Source organism: Pseudoflavonifractor sp. 524-17, assembly GCF_009935845.1.
In the GTDB taxonomy this organism is placed as follows: Bacteria; Bacillota; Clostridia; order Oscillospirales; family Oscillospiraceae; genus Pseudoflavonifractor_A.
Genome location: NZ_QWEK01000021.1, coordinates 16,672 through 42,127 on the forward strand (window position 1 = coordinate 16,672; position 25,456 = coordinate 42,127).

The window sequence follows — 25,456 nt, forward strand, 5'->3', positions numbered from 1 at the left end:
GGTGAAAGGGGGAATTCCATGACAGAACCCAACCGGTTGGAAGCCCTGGTCAAAGCCCATCAGCACACCCTCTACCGGGCCGCCTGCGCCGTACTTGGGGACGCCCATGAGGCGGAGGACGCGGTTCAGGACGCCTTCCTGGCCTGGCTGGAGAAGGCGCCCTTCTGTCCCACCGGCGCCCAGGAGCGGGCCTGGCTGCTGCGGGTGACGGTGAACAACTGCAAGAGCCGGCTGCGCGCCCCCTGGCGGCGGCGGACCGCCCCTCTGCTGGACACCTACCCCGCCGCCGAACCCCAGGAGTACGCCGCCCTGGACGCGGTACTGGCCCTGCCCCCTAAGGAGCGGGCCACCGTCCACCTGTTCTACTATGAGGGGTATCAGACCGCCGAGATCGCCGCCATTTTGGGGGAGCGGGAGGGCACCGTCCGCTCCCGGCTGTCCCGCTGCCGGAAAAAGCTGCGGGATATTCTGGATGATACACCGTGAAAGGAGTTAATATGAACTACTACCGTCACTATATGGACCGCCTCACCCTCCCTGCCCAGGCCCAGGCGGAGCTGCGCTCCGCCCTGGCCGAGGGGAAAAGACCGGCCGCCAGACGGCGGCGGGCCCTCCCCGCGGCGGGGGTGGCCGTCCTGGCCTGCTGCGCCCTGGCCCTGGGCTGGGGGACGTGGCAGCGCCAGCACTCCGGCGCCGCCCTCCTCCCCGGGAGCACCGCCCACCAGGCCGCCGACTTCACCTCCGCCTCCCCCCAGGCCACCCCGTCCCAGCGGGTCCATCCCATCTACCAGCCGGAACCCTTTGACCCCGCCGCCCTCACCTTGAAGGTACCCAGCTCCCCGGTCTACCTCTACGACCATAACCCCCTGGAGCTGCCCAACGTGGCCGGTGAGTCCTGCATAGTCCAGTGCTACGGCTTTCCCCCGGAGACCGCCGAAGCCCCCCTCTCCGCCTCAGACATGCTCTCCCTGTTCGGCTGGGAGGACCCAGCCGATCTCACCCGGCTGTGCTGGGAGAATTTCTCCCTCCGGGGCAGCAGGAGCTCCTATGAGGGAGAGGTCCTGCTGGCACAGGTGCTGGGCCGCAGAGAGGACAGCAGCGGCGTGTGCGCCTTCTCTCTGGCTCTCTATCCGGACAGAGAGCCGCTCATTGACTATTTCTATGACAATGCCGCCCTCTTTGACTTCAACGGCGTCCAGGTCAGTGGATACACGCTGGATCCCGACGGGGAGTGCGGGTACACCGCCCGTGTCTGGTTCCAGACGGAGGAGGCCGGCGTCCGCTTCACCGTCTCCGCTCCCGACGCCCAGACGGCGGAGCGCCTGTCCTTTGCCCTGCTCAACCAGCTCACCCAGACCGGCAGCCTCTCCTTCCAGCACCTGTCCGCCCGCTGAACAGCGAAGGCCCCCGGGGCGGTTCAAACTCCCCGGGGGCCTTCGGCGTCAATTATCCTTCGTCTTCAATCAGGCCGTAGCCGCCGTTCTCCCGGCGGTAGACCACGGAGAAAGCCCCGTCGCTGTCCACATTCTTGAAGGCGAAGAAGGCGTGGTCCACCAGATTCATCTGGAGGATGGCCTCTTCCACCGTCATGGGCTTGATGGGGAATTTCTTGGTGCGCACCACCCGGAACTCCTCTTCCTCCCCGTCGGGGACGAAGGAGGATACCTCCTCATCCACAGTGCGGCTGAACGCGTCCTGACGCAGGCGCTTTTCCAGCCGGGCCTTGTTCTTGCGGATCTGCCGCTCCACAGAGGCCACCGCCGCGTCGATGGTGGCGAACATGTCCGACGTGCTCTCGGCCACACGGATGATCGTGCTGCCGGAGCGGACCGTCAGCTCCACGTTATTGCGCCCCTTTTCCACACTAAAGACAATCGCGGCCTCCGCGTCCGACTTGAAATACCGGTCCAGCTTGCCCACCTTTTTCTCCGCGTAGGTGTGGACTTTATTGGGGAGGTCAACCTTTTTGTCTGTAAATATGAACTTCATTGATTTCAGCTCCTTCCGCCCCCGCGCGGGGGCATTTGTGGTTGCCGCGGGACGCACAGCCCGCACTGGGAACCTGCGTAAGGTTCCTGTTAGAATTATACCACATCTCTGGTAAATTTCCAATGCTAATTTATCTATTTTTGCTCCCGGCGGAAATCAGCCTCTGGGCCTTGTTTGACAAATGGCGGGGTGCGCCGCAGGTTTCCAATCCGTATCGCTCCCATATCGTTTAAAATCTTCTGTTTTGAATCTGTAGCCCCGGCAGTCCCGGCGCTCTTGACAACCCCGCCGGAACGTGGTATAGTAGCCCCGAAATTGAGGCAGTGACGGGGAAGACGCCCTGTGCAATCCGCCCTTCAGAGAGGAAGCGTCCAGGCTGTGAGCGCTTCCAGGGCCGGGACAGCGCGCCACCACCCCTGAGCCGCCCGGGACATAACCGGGACGGGGTCCGCCCGTTACAGCGGTCACGAGCGACGGCCATGCCGTAAGCAGGGTGGAACCGTGGGACGCGTCTGCGCCTCACCCCTGAACACACATCAGGGGTGAGGCGCTTTTTGCCTTTGGCAGAAACATCCTCCGCCCCAAATCAAAAGGAGGAAGCGTCATGTCTTCTGAAGAGAACAAGTATACCTTTGAAAACCCGGAGTACCGCAAAACCTACTGGCACACCTGCTCCCATATTCTGGCCCAGGCGGTGAAGCGCCTTTACCCCGAGGTCAAGCTGGCCATCGGCCCCTCCATTGACGAGGGCTTCTACTATGACCTGGATTCCCCGGTCCCCTTCACCCCGGAGATGATGGAGGAAATTGAGGGGGAGATGCGGAAAATCTGCAAAGAGAAGCTGCCCCTGGAGCGGTTCGAGCTCCCCCGGGAGGAGGCCGTCAAGTTCATGGAGGAGAAGGGGGAGCCCTTCAAGGTGGAGCTCATCCACGACCTGCCGGAGGACGCCCATATCTCCTTCTATAAGCAGGGGGAGTTTACCGACCTGTGCGCCGGCCCCCATGTGGACTCCACCGGGCGGATCAAGGGCAACGCCATCAAGCTCACCGCCTGCAACGCCGCCTATTGGCGGGGGGACTCCAACCGGGAGACCTTGCAGCGTATTTATGGCATTGCCTTCCCCAAGAAGGACGAGCTGGACGCCTACCTCCAGCGCATTGAGGAGGCAAAAAAGCGGGACCACCGCAAGCTGGGCAAGGAGCTGGGCCTGTTCATGATGACCGAGGAGGGCCCCGGCTTCCCCTTCTTCCTCCCCAAGGGCATGGTGCTGAAGAACACCCTGCTGGAGTACTGGCGTGAATGCCACAAGCGGTACGGCTATGTGGAGATTGCCACCCCCATCATCCTCAACCAGCAGCTCTGGCACCGCTCCGGCCACTGGGACCACTACAAGGACAACATGTATACCACCGTCATCGACGAGGAAGACTATGCCGTCAAGCCCATGAACTGCCCCGGCGGTATGCTGGTCTACAAAAACGAGCCCCACTCCTATCGGGATCTCCCCCTGCGCATGGCGGAGCTGGGCCTGGTCCACCGGCATGAGATGTCGGGCGCCCTCCACGGCCTGTTCCGGGTGCGCTGCTTTACGCAGGATGACGCCCACATCTTCATGACCCGGGAGCAGATGAAGGACGAGATCAAAAACGTGGTGAAGCTCTTTGACGAGATGTACTCCACCTTCGGCCTGACCTACCAGATTGAGCTGTCCACCATGCCGGAGGACCACATGGGCGGCGAGGAGGTGTGGCACTTTGCCGAGAGTACGCTCCAGGCCGCCATGGAGGAAATGGGCAAGGATTTCGTCGTCAACCCCGGCGACGGCGCGTTCTACGGCCCCAAGCTGGACTTCCACCTCTCCGACAGCCTGGGCCGCACCTGGCAGTGCGGCACCATCCAGCTGGACTTCCAGATGCCGGAGCGTTTCGAGCTGGAGTACGTGGGCGAGGACGGCGGCAAGCACCGCCCCGTTATGATCCACCGGGCCCTGCTGGGCTCTATTGAGCGGTTCATCGGCGTGATTACCGAGCACTTTGCCGGCGCCTTCCCCGCCTGGCTCTCCCCGATACAGGTGAAGATCCTCACCGTTACCGACCGTGCCGCCTCTTACGCCGATACCGTGGCCGAGGCTCTGGACGCGCAGGGCTTCCGTGTGGAGGTGGACCACCGGAACGAGACCATCCGCAAAAAGATCCGGGAGGCCCAGCTGGCCAAGACGCCCTATATGCTGGTTCTCGGCGACCGGGATGTGGAGAACAACACCGTCTCCGTCCGCCACCGCACCGGCGAGGATATGGGCGCCATGTCCCTGGATGCCTTTGCCGCCCTGCTGGCCGGTGAGGTGGAAAAGAAGACCATTAAATAACCCCGTTCTGCCGGGAAAAATGGCTTGAAAAAGGGCGCTGCCTGTGGTATCATGAAAGACACATTTTGAAATGGGCGGCTTTTTTGCGCCCAAACGGAATTGATTATGGCCCCTCTGGGCGGAAAGGAAAGATGCAACTGTGGTGAAGATAATCCTGAGTGTCATCCTTGTTGTGCTTGCGCTGGCGCTCATTGCAGTGGTCATGCTCCAGTCCGGCAAGAGCGCCGGTCTGTCCGGATCCATCGCCGGCATGGCCGATACCTTTATGGCCAAGAACAAGGCCAAGGGCTGGGACGCCAAGCTGGCCCGCTGGACCAAGTGGGTGGCCATCGGCTTCATGCTGCTGGCGCTGGTCCTCTGTCTGGTATAGCAAACGCCAAAAAACGGCGCTGCGATAAAACGCAGCGCCGTTTTTTCGATCCATTCAGTCCCGAAAGACCAGGTGGAGCTTTGAGTTTTCGTTGGCTGCCTGGGTCAGGGCGCCCAGCAGGCGTTTGCCCCAGCTCTCCCGCCGCAGCAGGTCGCCTCCGATGAGGACAACGCCAAGCGCTTCCCCCTGGGCCAGCCGCTCCCGCAGCGCCTCCAGCCGGGGCTCCTCCCCCTCCGCCAGACCAAAGGTCTGGCACAGGCGGGGCCAGGCCGTCTCCGGCTGGGTGAGCTTCCACGCCTCCAGGTAGATAACCGGTGGTGCATCCATAAAATCTTCGCCCCCCACTACGCCCGGTCGGCCTGGATGAGCAGCTTGAGGGCCTCAACGCCCACCTCAATGGCGGCGGACAGGTCATGGCTTTCGTCCTGGTCCAGGCCGGCGGCCTCCCGTTCCTGATTCCAGATGACGTGGAAGCAGGAGCCGCAGCGTACCCCCAGGGCGGCGGCACAGCAGAACAGAGCGGCGGATTCCATCTCCGAGGCCAGCACTCCCAGGCGCTTCCACGCCTCCCACTTGTGGAGCAGCTCATAGGACACCGGCATCCGGGCCGGGTCGTGCTGGCCGTAGAAGGAGTCTTTGCACTGCACCACGCCGGCGTGCCAAGGCTTGCCCAGATGTTTGGCCGCGGCCACCAGCGCCTCCTGCACCTGGTAGTCGGAGACAGCGGGGAACTCAATGGGGGCATACTCCCGGCTGGCCCCCTCCATGCGGATGGCGCCGGTGGCGATCACAACGTCGTCGCTCTTTACCTTTAAGTTGATACCGCCGCAGGTACCTACCCGCACAAAGGTGTCCGCGCCGATTTTGTGCAGCTCCTCCATGGCGATGACCGCCGACGGCCCGCCGATTCCGGTGGAGCAGACGCTTACCTTCTCTCCCAGCAGCGTTCCGGTGTAGGTGGTGTACTCCCGGTTGGACTGCACCTTTACCGGATTGTCAAAATAGGCGGCAATCTTCTCACACCGCCCCGGGTCCCCAGGCAGAATGCAGTAACGGCCCACATCTCCCTGGCCGCACTTGATATGAAATTGGAGTTCATGTTCATGCATGGATAACTCACCTCATCTTCTGATATGGCCCGAAAACGGGCCGTCCGGGCCAGTTATGCCGCCGTGGAAAACCGGGCCGGATTTATCCATAGTATAAACGTTTTCTCTCCCATAGGCAAGTATATTTGTACAAAATGCAGAGGCCGCTTCTCGAAGGGTTCCCAAGCCGGAACGCTCCTATTTTGTCCAGGCCATAATAAACTCTCTTTCACCGGTGCTGTCATCAATCTGTTCAGACTGAATCATAAACTGCTCTCTTTGATAAAACCGCACCGCCTGCGTGTTCTTCTGATAAACGCTCAGCTCCATGCCGGTCTTGAACTGCTTTGCATAATTTAATAATTGCGCTCCGATCCCCCTTGATTGAGCGGCCTCTTTTACAAAAATTCCTGCAATATAGCTGCCTGTTAATCCGATAAAACCATCAATTTCATCGGAATTGTCATTTTCAAATACATAAATTTCCGCCTGGGGCAGCTGGTCTTTAACGGCCGGGAAATGACCGGCCCAATATTCCTCTGGAATAAAACAGTGGGCCTTCACATTGGTGTCATACCATATCTGCATCACTGCGGTTAAATCCTGTTCTTTCATCGCTCTTATCATTGTATGATCTCCTGTAAACTGCAATTATCCGATACCGGAAGAATAGTCAATAATTACTTTGCGGCAATCTCTGCATAGCCATGCTTCAACAGATGTGCCTTTCACCAATGACCCTTTCGATAAACGTACTGCACGTTCAGGTACATCAGAGCAGTTTATCAAGGGCTTTCTTTTCCGCCAGTTCAGCACGTGAGAGCTTTGAATTGTGCCTGGCTGCATATCCTTGTGACAATAAGGACACTTCATATGTGTTCTCCTTATAGATTTTGATTTGCCGGACTGGCTGTTTAGGCCTTGTTTGAAAAATGGCAATATGCTCAGCGGCGGGATATTTTTTCGTCAGACAAAGCCGATTTGACGCAGGAATACTGGATGTATTTCAAGGAAAATCGGCAAAGTATGGCGGAAAAAGAGCTGCCGTTTGGGCGTGTTGACAATTTTCAAACAGGCCCTAGCCTCAGCCTGGCTTTTGGTGAAATTGCCGGTGGTCAAAGCGATCGACACGAGAGGGGAAAGGGTCTTTCGTTGGCGCGCCTTGCATTGGGACAGTCCATATGGTAGAATCAAAACCGTCCATTTTTATTTTATGGAGGTGGCTTGACGATGGCCGGTATTTTTGACGAAGGCAACATGAGGCAGGTTCTTGGGCGCTGTCTTCCAGAGGGAGAGACGCTCTGCGCAGGGATACACGGAATCACCCTTCAGGTGAACAAGAAAAAGACGTCCTATTTTGACGTGTATATAAGCGTTACGGAGCACTACCTCATCGTTGCCGAGTGTGAGGAGCGCAAATACTTAAATGAGTTCTACCGCGTCCCAGATCTGAGAAAGACCGTGGCTCAGGACATCGGTACCTGCTTCCCTCTGGAGGAAATTCAGAGCTGCGTGATTAAAAACGCTTTTATGGGTGCGGTCAACTGCTCGATCACCCTGAAAGACGGCAGCTTTCTCAAGCTCCAGCTGCCGAAGCGGGGCGGCCTGGGGGGCGGTATGCCGCACCACACAGAGTACCGGGAAAAAATCATCGCCCGCCTGAGCGGCTTAAACTGCGCACACTGACACGGCGGGTGGATTCCATACGGCCTGCCGCCAAAAAATTGACGGGTCCAACGCGGCTTGTTTCGTCTCCCTTTGCAAAAATATACAGCCGGGCAGTTATCTGTACTGGATAACTGCCCAATCAACTGGACGCTGCCTGCTTTCACAGGTCCAGATTTCCGTGTTAAATGATATCATAGGTATATGTATTGTTCAACGCCTTGTTGCTGTAAGGCCGCCGGACCTTTATCCAGCAGCACCGCTCAGGAGGAGCAGGGATGCGGAAACAAAGGGCTTGACATCGGGCGGCATAGGGGGTATGATAAAGGGCGTCTAAAGGGCAGTAATGCTCTGTCTATGAAAAGGCACTTTTTTTATGGCGGGATACTTTAACGCCTAAAAGTGATAAAGTGCCGTCCCAAATGTACTTCACTTTGGAGGAATGGAAATGAAAAAGCTGTCCAAGTTTGCCGCCGGCTGTCTCAGCGCGGCCATGTTCCTGTCTCTGTCCGCCTGCTCCGGCGGTCAGGCTGCCCCGCCCAGCGGCGGCGGGGACGCCCCCAGTCAGGCCCCCTCTGAGGACGCCTCCTACACGGTAGGCATCTGCCAGCTGGCCCCCCACCCCGCGCTGGACGCCGCTACGGAGGGCTTTAAGGCCGCCCTTACAGACGCGTTTGGGGATCGGGTCACCATTGACGAGAAAAATGCCGCCGGGGACTCCCCTACCTGCGCCACGATTGTTAACGGATTTGTGTCCGCCGATGTGGATCTGATTCTGGCCAACGCCACCTCCGCCCTCCAGGCCGCCGCTTCCGCCACCGGCGACATTCCGGTGCTGGGCACCGCAGTCACCGAGTACGGCGTGGCCCTGGGCATTGACAACTTCGGGGGCACTGTGGGCACCAACGTGTCCGGCACCTCCGACCTGGCCCCCCTGGACCAGCAGGCCGCCATGATTCAGGAGTGGTGCCCCGAGGCCAAGACTGTGGGGCTGATCTACTGCTCCGCCGAGGCCAACAGCCAGTATCAGGTGGACACAGTCCAGGCCAGCCTGCAGGCCCTGGGCTACACCTGCACCCAGTACCCCTTCACGGATACCAACGACATGGCCTCCATTGTCCAGAACGCCGCCGATAACAATGACGTGATCTATGTCCCCACAGACAACACCGTGGCCACCAACGCCGGCATCGTGGACAACATCTGCCGGGGCAAGGTTCCCGTCTTCGCCGGGGAGGAGGGCATCTGCGCCGGCTGCGGTGTGGCCACCCTGTCTATCAGTTACTATGACCTGGGCTACACCACCGGCCAGATGGCGGTAAAAATTCTCACCGGCGAGGCCAACGTGGCCGAGATGCCTATTGAGTACGCCCCCCAGTTTACCAAGAAGTACAACGAGGCCACCTGTACCGCCCTGGGCCTGACCCCGCCCGATGGCTATGAGGCCATTGTCGTGGAATAAACCATAGGTTGTTCCATCAAAACTGTCAGAAAACAGCGGGAGAAGGCCTTCCTTTTCCCGCTGTTTTCTGGCAGTTTAATTAGGCTTTGTCCTGGCACAGGATTTCTGGCCGCCGGGTATTGTGCCATGTGTCAGACAAGGCCTGAGAACCTGTATTTAAAGGAGCTGAGGCGTTTTATGGTAGATTTCATCAATGCCCTGCCGGGGGCCGTCTCCCAGGGACTGATCTGGGGCATTCTGGCCGCCGGTGTGTATATCACCTATAAAATACTGGATATCGCCGATCTGACGGTGGACGGCTCGTTCTGCACCGGCGGGGCGGCCTTTGTGGTGCTCTTCGCCGGGGGCGCCAACCTGTGGGCAGCGCTGCTGGCCGCCGCGCTGGCAGGCATGGCGGCGGGATTTGCCACCGGCATCCTCCACACTGTCTGCGGGATCCCCGCCATTCTGGCGGGGATCCTCACCCAGCTTGGCCTGTACTCTGTGAATATGGCCATTATGGGCATGAAGGCCACGGTGGCCATTAACGTCACGAACCCCGACGTGCTGGACCAGCTGCTGGTCTCCCTGCGCTTTGTCCAGGATGTGGCCAAGGGCGCCCGCCCTCTCTGGCGGCACCCCATCTTTGTGGTGGGCCTCTTTACCGCCGCTATCATCGCCCTGCTCTACTGGTTCTTCGGCCGGGAGCTGGGCGCCGCGCTCCGGGCCACCGGGGCCAACCCCAACATGGCCCGGGCCCAGGGAATCAACACCGATTTCTGCAAGGTGCTGGGCCTGATGATCTCCAACGGCCTGGTGGCCCTGTCCGGGGGGCTGCTGGTGCAGTACAACAGCGCCTGTGAGATCCAAATGGGCCGGGGGGCCATTGTCATCGGCCTGGCCGCCGTCATCATTGGACAGGTAATTTTTGGAAAAATATTCCGCAACTTTGCCCTGAAGCTTTTATCCGTGGTGCTGGGCGCCATTCTCTACTATATCGTCATCCAGGCGGTGCTGGCGATGGGGCTCAACCCCAATTATCTGAAGCTGCTCTCCGCGTTGGTAGTGGCCGTCTTCCTGTCCGTGCCCTACTGGAAGGGCAAGTACTTCTCCAAGCCCGTGAAAAGGGAGGGCGCAAAACATGCTTGAGATTAAGGGAATCTACAAAACCTTCAACCCCGGAACAGTCAACGAGAAGCGGGCCCTGAACGGCCTGTCCCTCAACCTGAACGACGGGGACTTTGTCACCGTTATCGGCGGCAACGGCGCGGGAAAGTCCACGCTGCTCAACGCCGTGGCGGGGGTGTGGCCGGTGGATGAGGGCAGCATCCTCATCGACGGGGCCAACGTGGCCCGTCTGGCGGAGCACAAGCGGGCCAAATACATTGGCCGGGTTTTTCAGGACCCCATGATGGGTACCGCCGCCACCATGCAGATTGAGGAAAACCTGGCCCTGGCCGCCCGCCGGGGACAGCGCCGGGGGCTGAAAAGCGGTATCGCCAAGGCGGAGCGGGAGCGCTACCGGGAGATTTTGAAGACGCTGGACCTGGGGCTGGAGGACCGGCTTACCAGCAAGGTGGGCCTGCTCTCCGGCGGACAGCGGCAGGCACTCACCCTGCTTATGGCCACCCTGCGCAAGCCCAAGCTCCTCCTGCTGGACGAGCACACCGCCGCCCTGGATCCCAAGACCGCCGCCAAGGTGCTGGACACCACCGAGAAGATTGTCACCCGGGACAGCCTGACCACCCTGATGATCACCCACAATATGAAGGACGCCATTGCCCACGGCAACCGGCTGATCATGATGTATGACGGCCGCATTGTGCTGGATATCTCCGGGCAGGAGAAAAAAGCGCTCACTGTGGAGCACCTGCTGGAGCAGTTCTCCAGGGCCAGCGGCGCCGAATTCGCCAGCGACCGGGCGCTGCTGTCGTGAGTGATCGCCTGTGCCAACCGGGGAGGGCTGCAGAGCCGTATGCCGGAGCTGGCAGGCAGAACATCTCAGAACAGCCTCTTGAAAACCTGTTTTGACCAGACCGAGCGCGGTGTTCAGACCTTCAAATTCAACTATCCTTCCCTGGCAATTCGCCCTCCCTCCGCCACAGGCGGAGGGAGGGCGAATTGTGCCGTCTGTCAGAAATTTTGAGCGCCTCAAGCTACGCCCCATTACTCCCCGCTGTGGGTGGCGTTATACCAGCGGTTCACCGCAGAGAGGATTCCCTTCAGGGGGGCCAGGTTGATGTTGTGGCTCATTCCCACGCCGAACCAATCCCGGCGGTTCTGGTCCTGAAGGTGGATATAGGCCACCGCCTGGGAGTCAGAGCCCCGCTTAATGGCGTGCTCTTTGTAGTCCACAAAGGTGAAGCGGTCCATTTTCTGGCCGTGGATGGCGTTGAAGAAGGCGTCGATGGGGCCGTTGCCGGACCCCTGGACCTGGAAGACGGTATCCTTATGCCGCAGGGTGCCGGCGAAGGTGACGTGGGAGTGCCCCCCCTCGTCGGTGAACTCGGCAAAGGAGTGGCGCACCAGCTGATAGGGGGCGGTGGCGTCGATGTAGTTGTCGTGAAAAAGCTCATAGACCCGCTGCGGCTGAAGCTCGGTGCCCACCCGGTCGGTCTCCACCTGGACGATGTGGCCGAATTCCGGGTGCATGGACTTGGGCAGCTCGAAGCCGAAGGAGTGCTGCATGACGAAGGCGGCGCCCCCCTTGCCGGACTGGCTGTTGATGCGGATAATGGGCTCGTACTGGCGGCCCACGTCGGCAGGGTCAATGGGGAGGTAGGGGATCTCCCACTTGTCCGAGCCGCTGTCAGCCATGTACTGGGTCCCCTTGTTGATGGCGTCCTGGTGGGAGCCGGAGAAGGCGGTGAACACCAGAGAGCCGGCATAGGGCTGCCGCTCTCCCACCTTCATCTTGGTACACCGCTCGTACATCTCCCGGATGTCGTTGATGTGGGAGAGGTCCAGCTGGGGGTCCACCCCTTGGGTGTGCATGTTCAGGGCCAAAGTGACGATGTCTACATTGCCGGTGCGCTCGCCGTTGCCGAAAAGGGTGGCCTCAATCCGCTCCGCCCCGGCCAGCAGGCCCATTTCCGCAGTGGCCACGCCGCAGCCCCGGTCATTGTGGGGGTGCAGGGAGATGATGGCGCAGTCCCGGCCAGGCAGCTTTTCAATAAAATACTCGATCTCGTCGGCGAAGTAGTTGGGCATACAGTTTTCCACCGTGGTGGGGAGATTGAGGATGACTTTTTTCTCCGGCGTGGCGTGGAGGTTGTCCAGCACCGCCTGGCAGATCTCCACCGCGTAGTCCATTTCCGTGCCCATAAAGGATTCGGGGGAGTACTCAAAGCGCAGGTCCATGCCGCCAGCGATGACGGGCTGGGACAGCTCATAGATGAGCTTGGCCGCGTCCACGGCGATCTTGGTGATGCCCTCCCGATCCATGTGGAAGACCACCTTGCGCTGGAGGGCGGAGGTGGAGTTGTAGAAGTGAAGGATAACGTGCTTGGCCCCCTGAATGGCCTCAAAGGTGCGCTGAATCAGGTGGGGCCGGGCCTGGACCAGCACCTGGATGGTCACGTCATCTGGGATATGCCCCCCGTCGATGAGCTCACGGCAGATCTCAAACTCGGTCTCCGAGGCGGAAGGGAAGCCAATCTCAATTTCCTTCACCCCGATATCCACCAGAGTGTGGAAATACTCCAGCTTTTCCCGCAGATTCATGGGGTCCACCAGCGCCTGGTTGCCGTCGCGCAGGTCCACGGAGCACCAGATGGGAGCGGCCTTGATCTCCTGGTCCGGCCACCGCCGGCTGGGGCGCTTGAGGGGGACAAAGGGAATGTACTTTTCAAAGGATTTGCTCATAAATCAGTTCCTCCTGTCGGTTTTAGGCCACGGAAAAAGCCCCTGACCTATCCAAAATTAGGTCAGGGGCGTAATTACAAATACGCGGTACCACCCTGGTTCCGTCCGCCGTCGCCGGGGGACGCTCACGGCCTCCAACAAGGCCCTGGCCAATAACGAGGCCATCCGGCCTGCCCTAAATTCCCGTTCAGGCAGGCGGCTCCGGGACCAGTATCCACAGGGGACCCACGCGCCGGTTCGCACCAAACCACCGGTTCTCTGAGCGGAGCAGCCCTGTCTTCTTCCCATCATCGCTGTTATTGCGATGATTATACAGAAAACCCAGGTCCTTTGTCAAGTCCATTTTCCCCCGGAACAGGCGGACGCGCCGTTTTTCTGCGGAGTATTGCGTCTTCTCCCGCAGGGGAGCGGCCCGGCCTGCCGCCCCACTTTTTTTTGAAAGGGAATGTTCAACGTCCTTCTGTTGTGCTACAATTTGGGAGAACGCAGCCACGCAGAAATCAGTCCGGTTTATGGGACTGCTTCTTCGCTATACTACTGATATCTTGTTTGAAATGTGTCCAAACGCCCAGGGGGCGGCGCTTTTTCCGCCGGGGATTGTGCCGTTTATCAGACAAGGTCTAAAAAGCACCAAGGAGGGCAATTTGTTATGGAATGGAAGGAAGATGTTATCCGCGCACTGGCGCCCAACGCCTCTGCGGTGGAGAACGGCCGCAAGCTGTCCCGAAAGGGGAGCTTTTTCAACCACTGCCAGAGTGAGCAGGGGGACTGCTTCTGGGCCGACTGCGCCGGCAGCGGCAAGAACCCCTATCAGGTGTCCATCGACCTGACAGACCCCCAGTCGCCGGTGTGCCGGTGCTCCTGCCCCAGCCGGCAGTTCCCCTGCAAGCACGCGCTGGGCCTGATGTTCGAGCTGGAGGCAGGGAAAGAGTTCCCCGTAGGGGAGCTGCCCCAGTCCCTGGCGGACAAGCGGGCCAAGCAGGCGGCCAAGGCCGCGAAAAAGGCCGCCGGAGCCGATCCCGCCGCCCCCGCCAAGCCCAAGAAGGTCAACGCCGCCGCCCGCACCAAGAAGCTGAAAAAGCAGCTGGAGGGCCTGGATATGGCAGAGCGGATGGTAAACGACCTTCTGACCGGCGGGCTGGGCACGCTGGCGGGCGTGTCGGCAAAGTCCTATGAAAAGCTGGCGAAGGATCTGGGCAGCTTTTACCTCAACGGGCCCCAGCTGTCCTTCTCCCGCATCGCCCTGGCAGTGAGCGCCATTCAGAAGGAGCCGGACAAGGCGGAGCAGTGCTATGAACAGGCGCTGCGGGAGCTCATTGCCCTCCACTCCACCATTCAAAAGGGCCGGGTCTTTTTGAGCGAAAAGCTGGAGCAGGGTCAGTTCTCCCAGGAGGACAATGTGCTCTTCGAGGCCCTAGGCGGCGTGTGGAAGCTGGAGGAGCTGGGCGCCGCCGGCGCCTGTAAGGAGGCGGCCAGCGTGGTGCAGCTGTCCTTTGACGTGTCCTACGATCCCGCCCGGCGGGAGTACATCGACCGGGGCTTCTGGGCCGACCTGGACAGCGGCGAGGTCTATCAGACGTTGAATTACCGGCCTGTCAAGGCCCTGAAATACGTGAAGGAGGAGGACAGTAATTTCTCCGTCCTCACCGTTCCCCAGCTCTACCGCTATCCCGGGGAGCTCAACCGCCGGGCGAGGTGGGAGAGCGCCATGCCCCACGACCTCACCCCCGGCCATCTGGCCCAGCTGCGGGAGAAAGCCCAGCCCGGGGTGGCCGCGGCGGTGAAGGCGGTGAAGAACCAGATTAAGAACACCCTGTCCCCCAAATACGCCGGCGTGCTGATCCCCTACGCCCGCATCGGCGCGGTGGACGGGGAAGCCGTGCTGGAGGACCCCGCTGGCCAGCGCATTGTCCTGATGGACCAGCCCGAGGCGGGAGAGGACCACCGGTGCGTACACCGCCTGGCCCTCCTGCCCGACGGCGGAATGCTGGAGGACGGCGTGGTCTTCGGCGTGATGTTTTACGACGCGGTCCAACGGACCCTGTGCCTGCACCCCTACAGTCTTATCACCGGAACTCAGATCGTCCGGCTTCAGTATTGACCACGGAAACGGAGGAAGACGCCATTATGGAACTGCAAAGCCTGTATGAGCTAAAGGAACGGCTGGAGCGCGCCGCCGTGGCGGGCGCCGGCCTGCTGGACGAGGATTTCCGCCTCAAGCGGGCGGCGGAGGGGCTGGAGCCCCTGGCCAAGGCCAGTCCGGTCTTTGGTAAGATCAAAGCCGGGGCGGAAAGCCTGCTGGCCGCCCCCAGAGAGGAGCGTCCGGGGAAGTTGCTGGCCCTGCTGGCCCTGGTGGACGCGGTGGCCTACACCCAGGGGACGGTTGGGAAGGCCGGCGATCTGCTCCCCCTGGACTGTGGGGGAAGCGGGGTGTACCGCCCCCTGAGCCGGGGGGCCCTCTCCCCCTTGCTCACCGCCCTCACCACCACCGGCAGCGGGCGGATGGAGATCGTCCAGTCCGCCTGGGAGAATCACCCGGAGTATTTTGAGGACTTCCGGGTGCTCCCCGCCCTGGTGGCCGGGCTGGGAGACAGCTATGGGGAGCTGGCCGCGCTGAACGGGGAAATCCTCAAAAAGCTGGGCGGCGCCCCCCTGCCGCTGTTAAAGCGGGACTTTGATCCCGCCGGGAAAAAGGAGATGGCCCGCCGGGTGGAGGTCATCGCCGCCGTCCAGGGCCCGCAGGCCACCCCCTGGCTGCGGGAGATTCTCCCCCAGGCCAAGAAGGAGGTCCGCGGGGCGGTGATCACCGCCCTGGGGGACGACCAGGACAACGCCGCCCTGCTGCTGGAGCTGGCCAAGACGGAGCGGGGGGCCAACCGGGACGCCGCCCTCCAGGCCCTGGCCCTTCAGGAGGGGGCGGAGGTCCGCTCCTTCTGGGAGGAGGAGCTGGCCAAGAACAGCCAGTCGGTGAAGTTCCTTCAGCCCGCCCGCTCGGACTGGTCTGTCGACCTGATCACCGCCGGACTGCGCCAGCGGCTGGAGACGCTCCTCACCAGGGAGGGGCCCGCCAGTCTGGCGGAGAGCCAGGACATTACCGCCTGGTGCTGGGCCATCGGCCAAAAAGACTCCCCCGTGATGCTGGACTTTTGGCGGTGGGTGGATGAGCATATCGAGGCCATCGACCGCATTGAGGACGAAAAGGGCCGCTCCCCCTTCCTGGGGGTGAGGCTGACGGACCACCTGCGGGACATTTTGCTCAAAACCGGACCGGGCCCCCTGCGGGACTTCTGCCAAACCCTCTGGGAGAACCGTCCCGCTATGACCCGCTATCTGATCCTTTCCTTCCTGGCCGCCCTGCTCTCCCGCCCGGCGGCGGAGGTGTACGACCGCTTCTCCCCCTATCTGCTCACCAAAAAGCCCCTTTTGGACGCCGGCCCCAAGCGGGCCATCCACGACGTCCTCCTGCGGGCCTTTACCTGGGTGACCTGGCGCAAGGACCAAAAGAGCTACTGGGTGAAGGAGGACGACCGCCCCTTCTACAACTGGGACAACGTCTGGGATTACATCACCGGCCAGCCCACCGCCGAGCCCCTGGACCCCCGGTGGATCCCCCGGCTGATTCAGGCTGTCTGGAAGGAGATCCCCGGCCAGTATATGCCCTTCGGCAGCGGGGACCCCGTGGGCCGCTTCGACCTGGCACTGGCGAGCCTGATTGACCACGAGAATGAGGAAATGCGCTCTGCCGCCGGGACCTATCTCAGAGGGGCCATGCTGTCCTCCGGAAACGCCTATGTCTACGGCCGCTTTTTGGTGGACCTGGGGGAGAGCCCCAGAGGTGTGCTGGGAAGATCCCTGCGCAAGAAATCCGGGCGGCACTATCTCTACCGGATGTGGGAGCTGCTCTTTGCGGCCGCCGCCCGCTTCCCCGCCCAGGAGGTGGCGGAGCTGATGGAGGAGATCGACCCCGCCCTGGCTTTCCGTAAGAACGACCTGCCCCTGGCGGAAAAGGTCATCCCCTGGACCATCCAACAGCTCCGGGAGGGCAAGCCCTTCCCGGTGTGGGCCGAGTGGTGGAGTATGCGGTAGATCGCGGTAAATCAGCCTGTGGAAAAAGCCCCGCAGCGTTCGCGCCCGCAGGGGCGGACAACATGCAATCTCTGGCAGTCTGAAATGGAGGAACTTAATATGTCTGATAAAAACGTACAGCGCCTCCCGGCGGAGGAGCTCTATCAAAAGGAACTGGACGCGCTGATCGCCGCGGAGACGGATCCCGTCCCCACCGGTTGGAAGATGTCCCCCCGCTCGGTGCTCACCTACGTCACCGGAAATACCACCGTCAAGGGGGTTCCCATCACCCCCAAGTACATGGGCAGCCGCCGGCTGGTGGAGATTGCCATTGCCACATTGGTCACGGACCGGGCGCTGCTGCTCATCGGGGAGCCAGGCACCGCCAAGAGCTGGCTGTCCGAGCACCTGTCCGCCGCCGTCAACGCCGACTCCACCAAGGTGGTCCAGGGCACCGCCGGCACCACCGAGGAGCAGATCCGCTACTCCTGGAACTATGCCATGCTCATCGCCAAGGGCCCCTGTCCCGAGGCTATGGTGAAAAGCCCCATCTACCGGGCCATGGAGAGCGGCACCGTGGCCCGGGTGGAGGAGATCTCACGCTGCGCCAGCGAGGTACAGGACGCCCTGATCTCCATCCTGTCGGAAAAGCGCATCTCCGTGCCGGAGCTGGGCATTGAGCTCCCCGCCCGGAAGGGCTTTTCCGTCATCGCAACCGCCAACAGCCGGGACAAGGGGGTCAACGAGATGTCCGCCGCCCTCAAGCGCCGGTTCAATATTGTCGTACTCCCCACCCCGCCGGACATTCAGACCGAGCTGGACATTGTAAAAACCCGGGTGGAGCAGCTCTCCGCCGGGCTGGACCTCAACGCCCGCCAGCCAGACGCCGGCACCGTGGAGCAGGTGGTCACCATCTTCCGGGAGCTGCGCAGCGGCGCCACTTTGGACGGCAAGCAGAAGCTGAAGACCACCACCGGCGTGCTGTCCACCGCCGAGGCCATCTCCCTGCTGGCCAACTCCATGGCCCTGGCCGGCAGCTTCGGAGACGGCGCGGTCTCCCCCCAGGACCTGGCCGCCGGCCTCCAGGGCGCGGTGGTCAAGGAGGAGGACAAAGACAAGATTGTCTGGAAGGAGTACCTGGAAAACGTGATGAAGAAGCGGGGCAGCGCCTGGCTCCCCCTCTACCGGGCCTGCCGGGAGCTGAATTCCTGATGGGCGGGCCGGTGCTGTTCGGGGTGCGCCACCTGTCCCCGGCGGCGGCGTACCACCTGCGGCGGGCGCTGGATGAGGCCAATCCGGCCCTGGTGCTGGTGGAGGGCCCCAGCGATCTCTCCGAGGAGCTGCACTGGTTCTGCCACCCACAGACCAAGCTCCCCGCCGCCATTCTGGCCTACACGCAGGACAGTCCTGTGCGCACCATTCTCTACCCCTTCGCGGAGTACTCCCCAGAATATCAGGCCATCCTCTGGGCCCACGAGCACGGGGTGCCCTGCCGGTTTATGGATCTGCCCTCCTCCGTCTTCCTGGCCTTGGGGCCGGACTGGGCCGCGCCCAAAGAGGACGGCGAAGACAAAGACGCCCCGCCGGAGGAGGCACCCAGCCCGGATATTCCCACCACCGAGTGGGTCTACCGCCGGCTGGAGACCGTCACCGGGGAGGACCACGACGCCTTCTGGGAGCGGCGGTTTGAGCAGCTGGACACCCCCGGGGCCTACCGGGACGCAGCCAACACCTTCGGTCGGGAGCTGCGCCGCCTGGCCCAGGATTCCCCCCGCCGCACCGCGGAAAACCAGGTGCGGGAGGCGTACATGAAACGTACCATTCAAAAGGCGGTGGAGACCGGCGTTCCGGCGGAGCGGATCTTCTGCGTCTGCGGCGCGTTCCACGTGGAGGGATTGGAGCAGATTGCCCCCATGACCGACGAGGAGCAGAACGCCCTTCCCCGGGCGGTGAGCCACGCCACGCTGATGCCCTACTCCTACTACCGCCTGTCCACCCGGGCGGGCTACGGCGCGGGAAACCAGGCCCCAGCCTATTTTGAGCTGCTGTGGGAGGCCCTGCACCGGAGCGGGCCGGGGGAGGCGGCCTATCTCTACCTCACCGCCCTGGCCGCGGCCCACCGGGGAGCGGGCAACCTCACCTCCTCTGCGGAGGTGATTGAGGCGGTGCGGCTGGCCCACACCCTGGCCGGCCTGCGGGGGAGCAAGTACCCCTGCCGGGCGGATCTGCGGGACGCGGCGGTGGCCTGTATGGGCCACGGGCACTTTTCCGAGCTGGCCGCCGCCGCCGCGCAGGTGGAGATCGGCACGAAGATCGGCGCCCTCCCTGACGGGGTGAGCCGCACCTCCATCCAGGCTGACTTCTACCGCCAGCTGAAGGATTTAAAGCTGGAGCCCTACCGCACGGCCCAGGCCAAACCCTTGGATCTGGACCTGAGAGAAAAGCTCACCGTCAAATCGGAGGCCGCCGCCTTTCTGGATCTCAACCGCTCCCTCTTTCTCCACCGGCTGCGGGTGCTGGGGGTGCGCTTCGCCGTGCCGGTCCAGCGGCGGCAGGAGAAGGCCAGCTGGGGAGAGTACTGGACCCTTCAGTGGACCCCGGAGGCGGAGATCGAGATCGTGGAGTCCGCCCTGCTGGGAGACACAGTGGAGGGGGCCGCTTCCTTCGCCCTGCGGGAGCGGGCGGAGGCCAGCACCTCCATGGAACAGGCCGCTTCCCTCTTTGGGGACGCCTTTTTGTGCGGTATGCCCGCGGCCGCCGGCTATATTCTCTCCATCCTCCAGCGCCTGAGCGTGGATGCGGCGGCAGTCAGCGACATTGCAGGCACCGCCGCGCAGCTGTCTTTGGTGATCCGGTACGGGGACCTCCGCCGGTTTGACGCCGCTCCCCTCATCCCCCTGCTCAGCCAGCTCTATCTCCGGGCCTGCCTTACGTTAGAGGACGCCTGTATCTGCGACAACAGCGCCGCTGACGGCGTCATGAAGACCATGGACAGCCTCAACGCCGTCCAGCTCAACCACGACTTTCTGGACGAGACCTTGTGGCTGTCGCTGCTCAGCCGCATCTCTGACCGGGATGATCTGAACACCTGCTGCTCCGGCTTTGCCATGGCCACGCTGCTGGAGCGGGGCAAGGCGGAGGACGCCCTGCTGGAGCGGGAGGTGGCCCGGCGGCTCTCCCCCGGCATCCCGGCGGACCTGGGGTGCGGGTGGTTTGAGGGACTGGCCCGGAAAAACCGTCCCGCCCTCATCACCCGCCTGTCCCTGTGGCGGGAGCTCAGCGGCTATCTGGACCAGCTGGACGACGATGCCTTCAAGCGGGCGCTGGTCTTTCTCCGCCGGGCCTTCTGCGAGTTCACCGCCGGCGAGAAAGCGGACATCGCGGAGAATCTGGGGGAGATCTGGGGGCTTAACGCCCAGCAGACCGCCGACGCCCTCCTCCGCAAGACCACGCAGGAGGAGCAGGCGCTGCTGGCGGATCTGGACGAATTCGACTTTGACGGCATTTAGGGGGGAGGACATCATGACAGAGGAAGCACGCATCAAGCGCTGGCGGCTCATCCTGGGGCAGGAGAGCGAGGACCGGTTCTCCCAGATGGGCGGCGGTCTCGCCCTCTCCCCGGACGAGCTGGCTATGGACAGCGCCCTTGCCGCCATCTACGGCGGGGACGGCGACCTGGGGAGCGGCGGCCGGGGCGCGGGCCGCGGCCCCTCCTCCCCCAAGCTGGCCAAGTGGCTGGGGGATCTGCGCCGCCTCTTCGACCAGGAGATTGTAGCGGTGGTGCAGAACGACGCGGTGGAGCGCCGGGGGCTGAAGCAGCTGCTGCTGGAGCCGGAGCTGCTGGAAAATCTGGAGCCGGATTTAAATCTGGCCTCCACCCTACTGGCCCTCAAGGACCAGATTCCCAAGCACTCCAAAGAGTCCGCCCGGGCCTTTATCGCCAAAATCGTGGCCGACATCAACAAGCTGCTGGACAGCGACATCCGCCGGGCGGTGACCGCCGCCCTCAACAAGCGGGCCCACTCCCCGCTGCCCAGCGCCGCGGCCATTGACTACAAGTGGACCATCTCCCGCAATCTGAAGCACTACAGCCCCCAGCTCAAGGCCATCGTGCCGGAGCGGGTGTACTTTTACGACCGCTCCAGCCGCACCAACCGGTGGCACGTGATTCTGGATATCGACCAGAGCGGCTCCATGGGGGAGTCCATCATTTACTCCTCCATCATGGCCTGTATTTTGGCCAGCATGAGCGCGGTGCGCACCAACGTGGTGGCCTTTGACACCCAGATTATGGATCTCACCCAGCTGTGCCAGGACCCGGTGGATCTCCTCTTCGGCTTTCAGATGGGGGGCGGCACCGACATCGCCAAATCCATCGCCTACTGCCAGGAGTTCGTAGAGACCCCGTCCAAAACCCTCTTCTTCCTCATCTCCGACCTGGAGGAGGGGGGCAACCGGGCGGGCCTGCTCCGGCGGCTGGAGGAGCTGAAGGACGCCGGCGTCACCGTCATCACTTTGCTGGCCATCGCCGACGGCGGACGGCCCTGCTACGATGAAACCACTGCCCAGCGCATCGCCGCCATGGGCATCCCCTGCTTCGCCTGCACACCGGAAAAGCTGCCCCTTTTGCTGGAACGGGCGTTGAAAGGCCAGGAGTTGATGTCTCTGGCCAAGGAGTTCCAGCGGAAAAAATAGCGGAGGGTTCCAAAGGGGGGGGGCGGCTGAAACTGGTTGATTGTAATGTACATCTGAACGAATAGGAAAAGAAACAGCCGTCTGCGGCTGTTGGATATCCTCCAACAGCTATAGACGGCTGTTTTCACATTTTGAAGTTTGTAGGAAATACTTGAGGGAGTATTGCATTGCCATCAGCGAAGGTCGGGTGTATTGGCTGATGAAACAGATGAAATTGCCCCAAATGAGTACTGTTAAGCCGCCCAAAACGGCGGTAAGCAGAGATGGACAATAGTCAATGAAGTGGACAAGCAGAGTTGTGGAAGAAATCAAATTCAGCTTGGTTTGGGGTCAGGCCGTGATTATGGGAGTGGGGTCTGAGCGTATCCCGCAGGGTGTCAATGGCCAGAAAACGGTCGCTCCTGCTCCCAACCAGGCAGGCGATGACCTTTCTGGCATAGAGGTCCAGAATAGCACAGACGCAGCGGAATCTTCCGCCAGCCTTTACACAGGTAAAGTCGCAGACCCGCACCAGATGGGGTGCTTTCTGGTCAAACCTCGGCCATGTAAACCAGGTAGGGCTTGCTTTCTGCGCGTTTCTTATCCATGAACCGGCAGACCGGGTTGTCCTGGGGCATGGTTTTCAACAAACAGTCCATCACCAGGAACAACACCTTACGCAGTTCCGGCGGACCACTCTTGGAAGTACGAACGCTTTGGGCTTCGTGGGTGCCGGACTGATTGGAGCCCGGATCCACACCAGCGAAGGAAGTGATAGACCCTCTGTGGACAAACCGGGTCACATCCCTAATGTCCGCCATGAGTTGGGGACCAAGGGAATCTCCCGCCCCGCGCATTTCCATGACAACAGGGTACTGAGGTACCATACCGCAGCACCTGCGTTGAAGTCAATTTGACAATACCCCAATGATGATGATAAAATAATTCATAAAATTTTGCTGATGCAGTTAGACATCATGGGATTAGGGTGTGGGAAAGATGGACTGTCAGATTGATTTTGTAGTAACATGGGTGAACGGACAGGATCCAAAGTGGCAGAGACAAAAAGCGAACTATTCTCCCGGCACTGATATGGACGACAACATATGCCGTTATCGGGAGTGGGAGCTATTCTACTACTGGTTTCGGGGCGTGGAGCGGTTTGCTCCCTGGGTGCGCACAGTCCATCTTGTCACTGAGGGCCATCTCCCTGATTGGCTGGACACCTCCTGTGAGAAGCTTCGTATTGTAACCCATGAGGATATCATCCCCGAGCAGTATCTGCCTATCTTCAATTCCAATGCCATTGAAATGTGGCTTCATAAGATTGAGGGTCTTTCCGAACATTTTGTCTATTTTAATGACGATATGTTCCTGATGCGTCCAACCAGGCCGGAGGATTTTTTCTATCATGGGAAGCCCTGCGATATGCTTGCGTTCCAGCCAGTTATTGCAAATCCCAAAGCCCCTGTCATGTCCCATCTGTATTTGAACAATATTCTTGTTTTATGTAAGTATTTTAATAAGAGAGAGAATGTGCGGCGGCATCTTCGAAACTATTTCCATATTGGAATGCCGCCGTTATATTTCTTCTACAACCTGATTGAGCTGGCGTTCCCCCACTACACCGGACTGTATACAGTCCATGGCCCCTCGCCGTTCTGCAAGGCGACATTTGAGGAACTCTGGCGCCTGGAGCGGCCTGTTTTGGAGCGGTGCTCCGCTAACCGGTTTCGCAGTGAGACAGATGTTACACAGTATCTCTTTCGGGAATGGCAAAAACTTGCAGGAAATTTCTGCCCGCGCAATATCAAAAAGCTCTGTGGCTATTATGAAATTGGAAGGGACAGCACCGCGCTGCTTCAGGCAATCAGGCATCCAAAGAAAAAAATCCTGTGTCTGAATGATGTTTTGAGTGACAGCACGGATGTGGAACGTCTGAAAATAGAGCTCTATCATGGGTTTGAGTCAATTCTTTCGGAGAAGTCGATTTACGAGAAATAAGAAATCTACATACATAATTTAGAGATATTTTCATAAAAATGGTGAAAGACGAGCGGGCGTTTTGCTGGTTTTCAAACAGACTCTAAGAAATGTTAAATTTTGGGAGGACGGCGGAGAGCTGTGCTAAGAGACATAAATCTAAAAATAAAAAAGCGAATGGTCTTGCAACATTTGAAAAATGCTGCAAGACCATTCGCTATGGTGCGGATGACGGGACTTGAACCCGTACGTCATGGACACACGCACCTCAAACGTGCCTGTCTACCAGTTCCAGCACATCCGCATACATCCCCAGGCTTGACCTGAAAGCTACTTTACATAGTATAGCTGCCCTCAGGGAATTTGTCAACTATTTTTGCAAAAATTTATGTAAAAATGGAGAGGGGAGCGATGCTCACAACCCGTCCACATGGCTCTTGATGCGCTGGATAATCATATCCAGGGCCACCACATTGTGCCCGCCTTCCGGCACAATAATATCGGCCCGGCGTTTGGAGGGCTCTACAAACTGCTCGTGCATCGGCTTTACGGTGGTCAGGTATTGGGAGACTACCGAGTCTAGGGAGCGGCCCCGCTCTTTTACATCCCGGAGAATGCGGCGGAGAATGCGCACGTCGGCGTCGGTATCCACAAAGATTTTAATGTCCATCAGATCCCGCAGGGTCTGATTTTCAAAGATCAGAATTCCCTCAATAAGGACTACTTTTGTGGGGTGGACCTCTACGGTGGCCGTTCCCCGGTTATGGATGGTGTAGTCATAGGTAGGGGACTGGATGGTCTCCCCCTGCCGGAGGGCCTGAATATCCCGAATCAGCAGATCGGTGTCAAAGGCGTCCGGGTGGTCGTAATTGAGACGGCACCGCTGCTCATAAGGCATATCATCGTGCTGCTTGTAGTAGTTGTCGTGGTAGAGGACGCTCACATGCTCGCCGAACTGCTCTTTGAGCCGGAGGGTGAGGGTGGTCTTGCCAGAACCAGTTCCGCCTGCAATGCCGATGATCATAATGTCCATATCAGCCGCCCCTTTTCTGTCTCTTTTTGTCAGTATAGCACACGGCGGACAAAGCTGCAACTGGAATCTGTCACTCCTCCTGTTTCTGCCGGGTCAGGAATTTTTGCAGCTGGGCCACTGCCTCTCCCCCCAGGGTGAAGCCGTGCTCCTGGCTAGGGCGCATGGCGTCCATAACAATTTTGGCCTGCTGCTCCAGCCGTCCCTCCTTGACCAGAATGAGCAGGGAGGCGGAGTTTTCCGCGTCCTGAACGGCTCGGTGGGCCTCCCCCACAAAGCGGTACTCTGCCGCCCCCAGGGCGTTTTGCAGAGAGAGGGGATTGCTCCGGGACAGTCCGATGAGCCGGGTGTACACCGCCTGGAAATCGATCCAGCGCTGGTTGAGCTGGGACGGCAGTTCCGCCTCCTTGAGCCAGCTCTCATCGTAGAGCTGGTACTGGTCGCTGCGGCTCCAGGAGTAGAGCCGGATGCGCCCTGGGCCGATCCACCGGGCAAAGTCCTCCATGGCCTGGGCAAAAGAAGGGGCCTGGGCCACATCGGCGTCAGTTATGCCGGTAAGCTGGGTAATCCTGCTGTGAATGGGGCCGTACTCCGGCCTGACAAACTGGGAGTAACGGTCAACCAGATGGTAGTCCTGGTCCAGCTTTACCGCGCCGACCTCTACAATCTCGCTGCGGGCCAGCTGGCGGGCCTGGGTGAATTCTCTTGGGATGGGGTTCATCTCAAAATCCAAAAAAATATGTGTGTCGTAAATAGCGGGCCACTCCCTCTCTTTGATGTCTCTGAAGCAATATTCCTTCCTTATCATATAACAGAAAAATTTTTTGACAAGCCCCTTTTTTCGCAGCCGGCGCGGACAGAAAAGGACCGGCACCCACCAAGTGAGTGCCGGTCCTTTGCGCCTGGGCTGAAAGTATGACTC

General features: G+C 60.4%; 22 protein-coding genes, 1 tRNA gene, 1 pseudogene and 1 other annotated feature. Of the genes and pseudogenes, 15 read left to right on the forward strand and 9 right to left on the reverse strand.

From position 1 onward, the window contains the following. Positions 1-18: 18 nt before the first annotated feature. The gene (locus D1159_RS09215) at positions 19-486 is read left to right on the forward strand and encodes an RNA polymerase sigma factor (RefSeq protein ID WP_161845383.1); all 468 of its coding nucleotides are present in this window, start codon (positions 19-21) and stop codon (positions 484-486) included. 11 nt (positions 487-497) lie between these two features. Beyond that, the gene (locus D1159_RS09220; protein ID WP_161845384.1) at positions 498-1,394 is read left to right on the forward strand and encodes a hypothetical protein; all 897 of its coding nucleotides are present in this window, start codon (positions 498-500) and stop codon (positions 1,392-1,394) included. A 52-nt stretch (positions 1,395-1,446) separates the two neighbouring features. Here the strand turns inward: D1159_RS09220 and raiA are convergent, their stop codons facing one another. Beyond that, positions 1,447-1,989 carry a ribosome-associated translation inhibitor RaiA gene (raiA, locus tag D1159_RS09225; protein ID WP_161845385.1) on the reverse strand — a complete coding sequence of 181 codons (543 nt, stop codon included), beginning with the start codon at positions 1,987-1,989 and terminating at the stop codon, positions 1,447-1,449. Between the two features lie 604 nt (positions 1,990-2,593). On the opposite strand from raiA, the gene thrS reads away from it, so the two are divergent. After that, on the forward strand, positions 2,594-4,354 hold the full coding sequence (gene thrS / locus D1159_RS09230; protein ID WP_161845386.1) for a threonine--tRNA ligase: 1,761 nt from the start codon (positions 2,594-2,596) through the stop codon (positions 4,352-4,354). Positions 4,355-4,493: 139 nt separating this feature from the next. After that, positions 4,494-4,724: a preprotein translocase subunit SecG gene (gene secG, locus D1159_RS09235; protein WP_161845387.1), complete on the forward strand. Its 231-nt coding sequence runs from the start codon at positions 4,494-4,496 to the stop codon at positions 4,722-4,724. Positions 4,725-4,778: 54 nt separating this feature from the next. On the opposite strand, the gene D1159_RS09240 is transcribed toward secG, so the two are convergent. The 3 genes from D1159_RS09240 to D1159_RS09250 all read right to left on the reverse strand — a co-directional run bounded on the left by D1159_RS09240 (position 4,779) and on the right by D1159_RS09250 (position 6,439). After that, on the reverse strand, positions 4,779-5,051 hold the full coding sequence (locus D1159_RS09240; RefSeq protein WP_161845388.1) for a hypothetical protein: 273 nt from the start codon (positions 5,049-5,051) through the stop codon (positions 4,779-4,781). Between the two features lie 17 nt (positions 5,052-5,068). Continuing rightward, positions 5,069-5,833, reverse strand: a complete 765-nt coding sequence (gene udp, locus D1159_RS09245; RefSeq protein ID WP_161845389.1) for a uridine phosphorylase — start codon at positions 5,831-5,833, stop codon at positions 5,069-5,071. A gap of 177 nt (positions 5,834-6,010) precedes the next feature. Further along, a complete protein-coding gene (locus tag D1159_RS09250) occupies positions 6,011-6,439 on the reverse strand; it encodes a GNAT family N-acetyltransferase (protein WP_161845390.1) in 429 nt (142 codons plus the stop codon). A gap of 294 nt (positions 6,440-6,733) precedes the next feature. Here D1159_RS09250 and D1159_RS09255 point away from each other — a divergent pair, with 294 nt between their 5' ends. From D1159_RS09255 to D1159_RS09275, 5 genes are all read left to right on the forward strand, one after another. Beyond that, positions 6,734-7,000, forward strand: coding sequence for a hypothetical protein (locus D1159_RS09255; protein ID WP_161845391.1), 267 nt, complete (start codon positions 6,734-6,736; stop codon positions 6,998-7,000). Positions 7,001-7,042: 42 nt separating this feature from the next. Then, on the forward strand, positions 7,043-7,498 hold the full coding sequence (locus D1159_RS09260) for a hypothetical protein (protein ID WP_161845392.1): 456 nt from the start codon (positions 7,043-7,045) through the stop codon (positions 7,496-7,498). A gap of 427 nt (positions 7,499-7,925) precedes the next feature. After that, positions 7,926-8,939, forward strand: a complete 1,014-nt coding sequence (locus D1159_RS09265; RefSeq protein WP_161845393.1) for an ABC transporter substrate-binding protein — start codon at positions 7,926-7,928, stop codon at positions 8,937-8,939. 177 nt (positions 8,940-9,116) lie between these two features. Next, positions 9,117-10,067, forward strand: coding sequence for an ABC transporter permease (locus D1159_RS09270; RefSeq protein WP_161845394.1), 951 nt, complete (start codon positions 9,117-9,119; stop codon positions 10,065-10,067). Then, the gene (locus D1159_RS09275; RefSeq protein WP_161845395.1) at positions 10,060-10,854 is read left to right on the forward strand and encodes an ABC transporter ATP-binding protein; all 795 of its coding nucleotides are present in this window, start codon (positions 10,060-10,062) and stop codon (positions 10,852-10,854) included. The genes D1159_RS09270 and D1159_RS09275 overlap by 8 nt, the downstream gene beginning before the upstream one ends. A gap of 230 nt (positions 10,855-11,084) precedes the next feature. On the opposite strand, the gene leuA is transcribed toward D1159_RS09275, so the two are convergent. Continuing rightward, positions 11,085-12,782: a 2-isopropylmalate synthase gene (gene leuA / locus D1159_RS09280; protein WP_161845396.1), complete on the reverse strand. Its 1,698-nt coding sequence runs from the start codon at positions 12,780-12,782 to the stop codon at positions 11,085-11,087. A gap of 61 nt (positions 12,783-12,843) precedes the next feature. Beyond that, positions 12,844-13,082, reverse strand: a binding site (T-box leader). Positions 13,083-13,431: 349 nt separating this feature from the next. Between leuA and D1159_RS09285 the strand changes: the two genes are divergently transcribed. From D1159_RS09285 to D1159_RS09305, 5 genes are all read left to right on the forward strand, one after another. Beyond that, positions 13,432-14,883 carry an SWIM zinc finger family protein gene (locus D1159_RS09285; protein ID WP_161845397.1) on the forward strand — a complete coding sequence of 484 codons (1,452 nt, stop codon included), beginning with the start codon at positions 13,432-13,434 and terminating at the stop codon, positions 14,881-14,883. Positions 14,884-14,909: 26 nt separating this feature from the next. Then, on the forward strand, positions 14,910-16,868 hold the full coding sequence (locus D1159_RS09290) for a HEAT repeat domain-containing protein (RefSeq protein ID WP_161845398.1): 1,959 nt from the start codon (positions 14,910-14,912) through the stop codon (positions 16,866-16,868). 99 nt (positions 16,869-16,967) lie between these two features. Next, positions 16,968-18,059 carry an AAA family ATPase gene (locus tag D1159_RS09295; RefSeq protein WP_161845399.1) on the forward strand — a complete coding sequence of 364 codons (1,092 nt, stop codon included), beginning with the start codon at positions 16,968-16,970 and terminating at the stop codon, positions 18,057-18,059. Beyond that, the gene (locus D1159_RS09300; protein WP_161845400.1) at positions 18,059-20,356 is read left to right on the forward strand and encodes a DUF5682 family protein; all 2,298 of its coding nucleotides are present in this window, start codon (positions 18,059-18,061) and stop codon (positions 20,354-20,356) included. The genes D1159_RS09295 and D1159_RS09300 overlap by 1 nt, the downstream gene beginning before the upstream one ends. 13 nt (positions 20,357-20,369) lie before the next feature. Beyond that, positions 20,370-21,542 (forward strand): VWA domain-containing protein, encoded by a 1,173-nt coding sequence (locus D1159_RS09305; protein WP_161845401.1) that lies wholly within the window; start codon positions 20,370-20,372, stop codon positions 21,540-21,542. A gap of 542 nt (positions 21,543-22,084) precedes the next feature. Here D1159_RS09305 and D1159_RS09310 read toward each other — a convergent pair. Further along, a pseudogene (locus D1159_RS09310) lies at positions 22,085-22,405 on the reverse strand (IS110 family transposase); the annotation flags it as partial. A gap of 115 nt (positions 22,406-22,520) precedes the next feature. Between D1159_RS09310 and D1159_RS09315 the strand changes: the two are divergent. Next, on the forward strand, positions 22,521-23,525 hold the full coding sequence (locus tag D1159_RS09315; protein ID WP_161845439.1) for a Stealth CR1 domain-containing protein: 1,005 nt from the start codon (positions 22,521-22,523) through the stop codon (positions 23,523-23,525). Positions 23,526-23,724: 199 nt separating this feature from the next. On the opposite strand, the gene D1159_RS09320 is transcribed toward D1159_RS09315, so the two are convergent. The 3 genes from D1159_RS09320 to D1159_RS09330 form a co-directional block, all read right to left on the reverse strand. Continuing rightward, a tRNA-Leu gene (locus D1159_RS09320) sits at positions 23,725-23,808 on the reverse strand. A gap of 111 nt (positions 23,809-23,919) precedes the next feature. Beyond that, positions 23,920-24,537, reverse strand: a complete 618-nt coding sequence (gene udk, locus D1159_RS09325; protein ID WP_161845402.1) for a uridine kinase — start codon at positions 24,535-24,537, stop codon at positions 23,920-23,922. A 70-nt stretch (positions 24,538-24,607) separates the two neighbouring features. Continuing rightward, on the reverse strand, positions 24,608-25,255 hold the full coding sequence (locus tag D1159_RS09330; RefSeq protein WP_161845403.1) for a 3'-5' exonuclease: 648 nt from the start codon (positions 25,253-25,255) through the stop codon (positions 24,608-24,610). Positions 25,256-25,456: the final 201 nt, after the last annotated feature.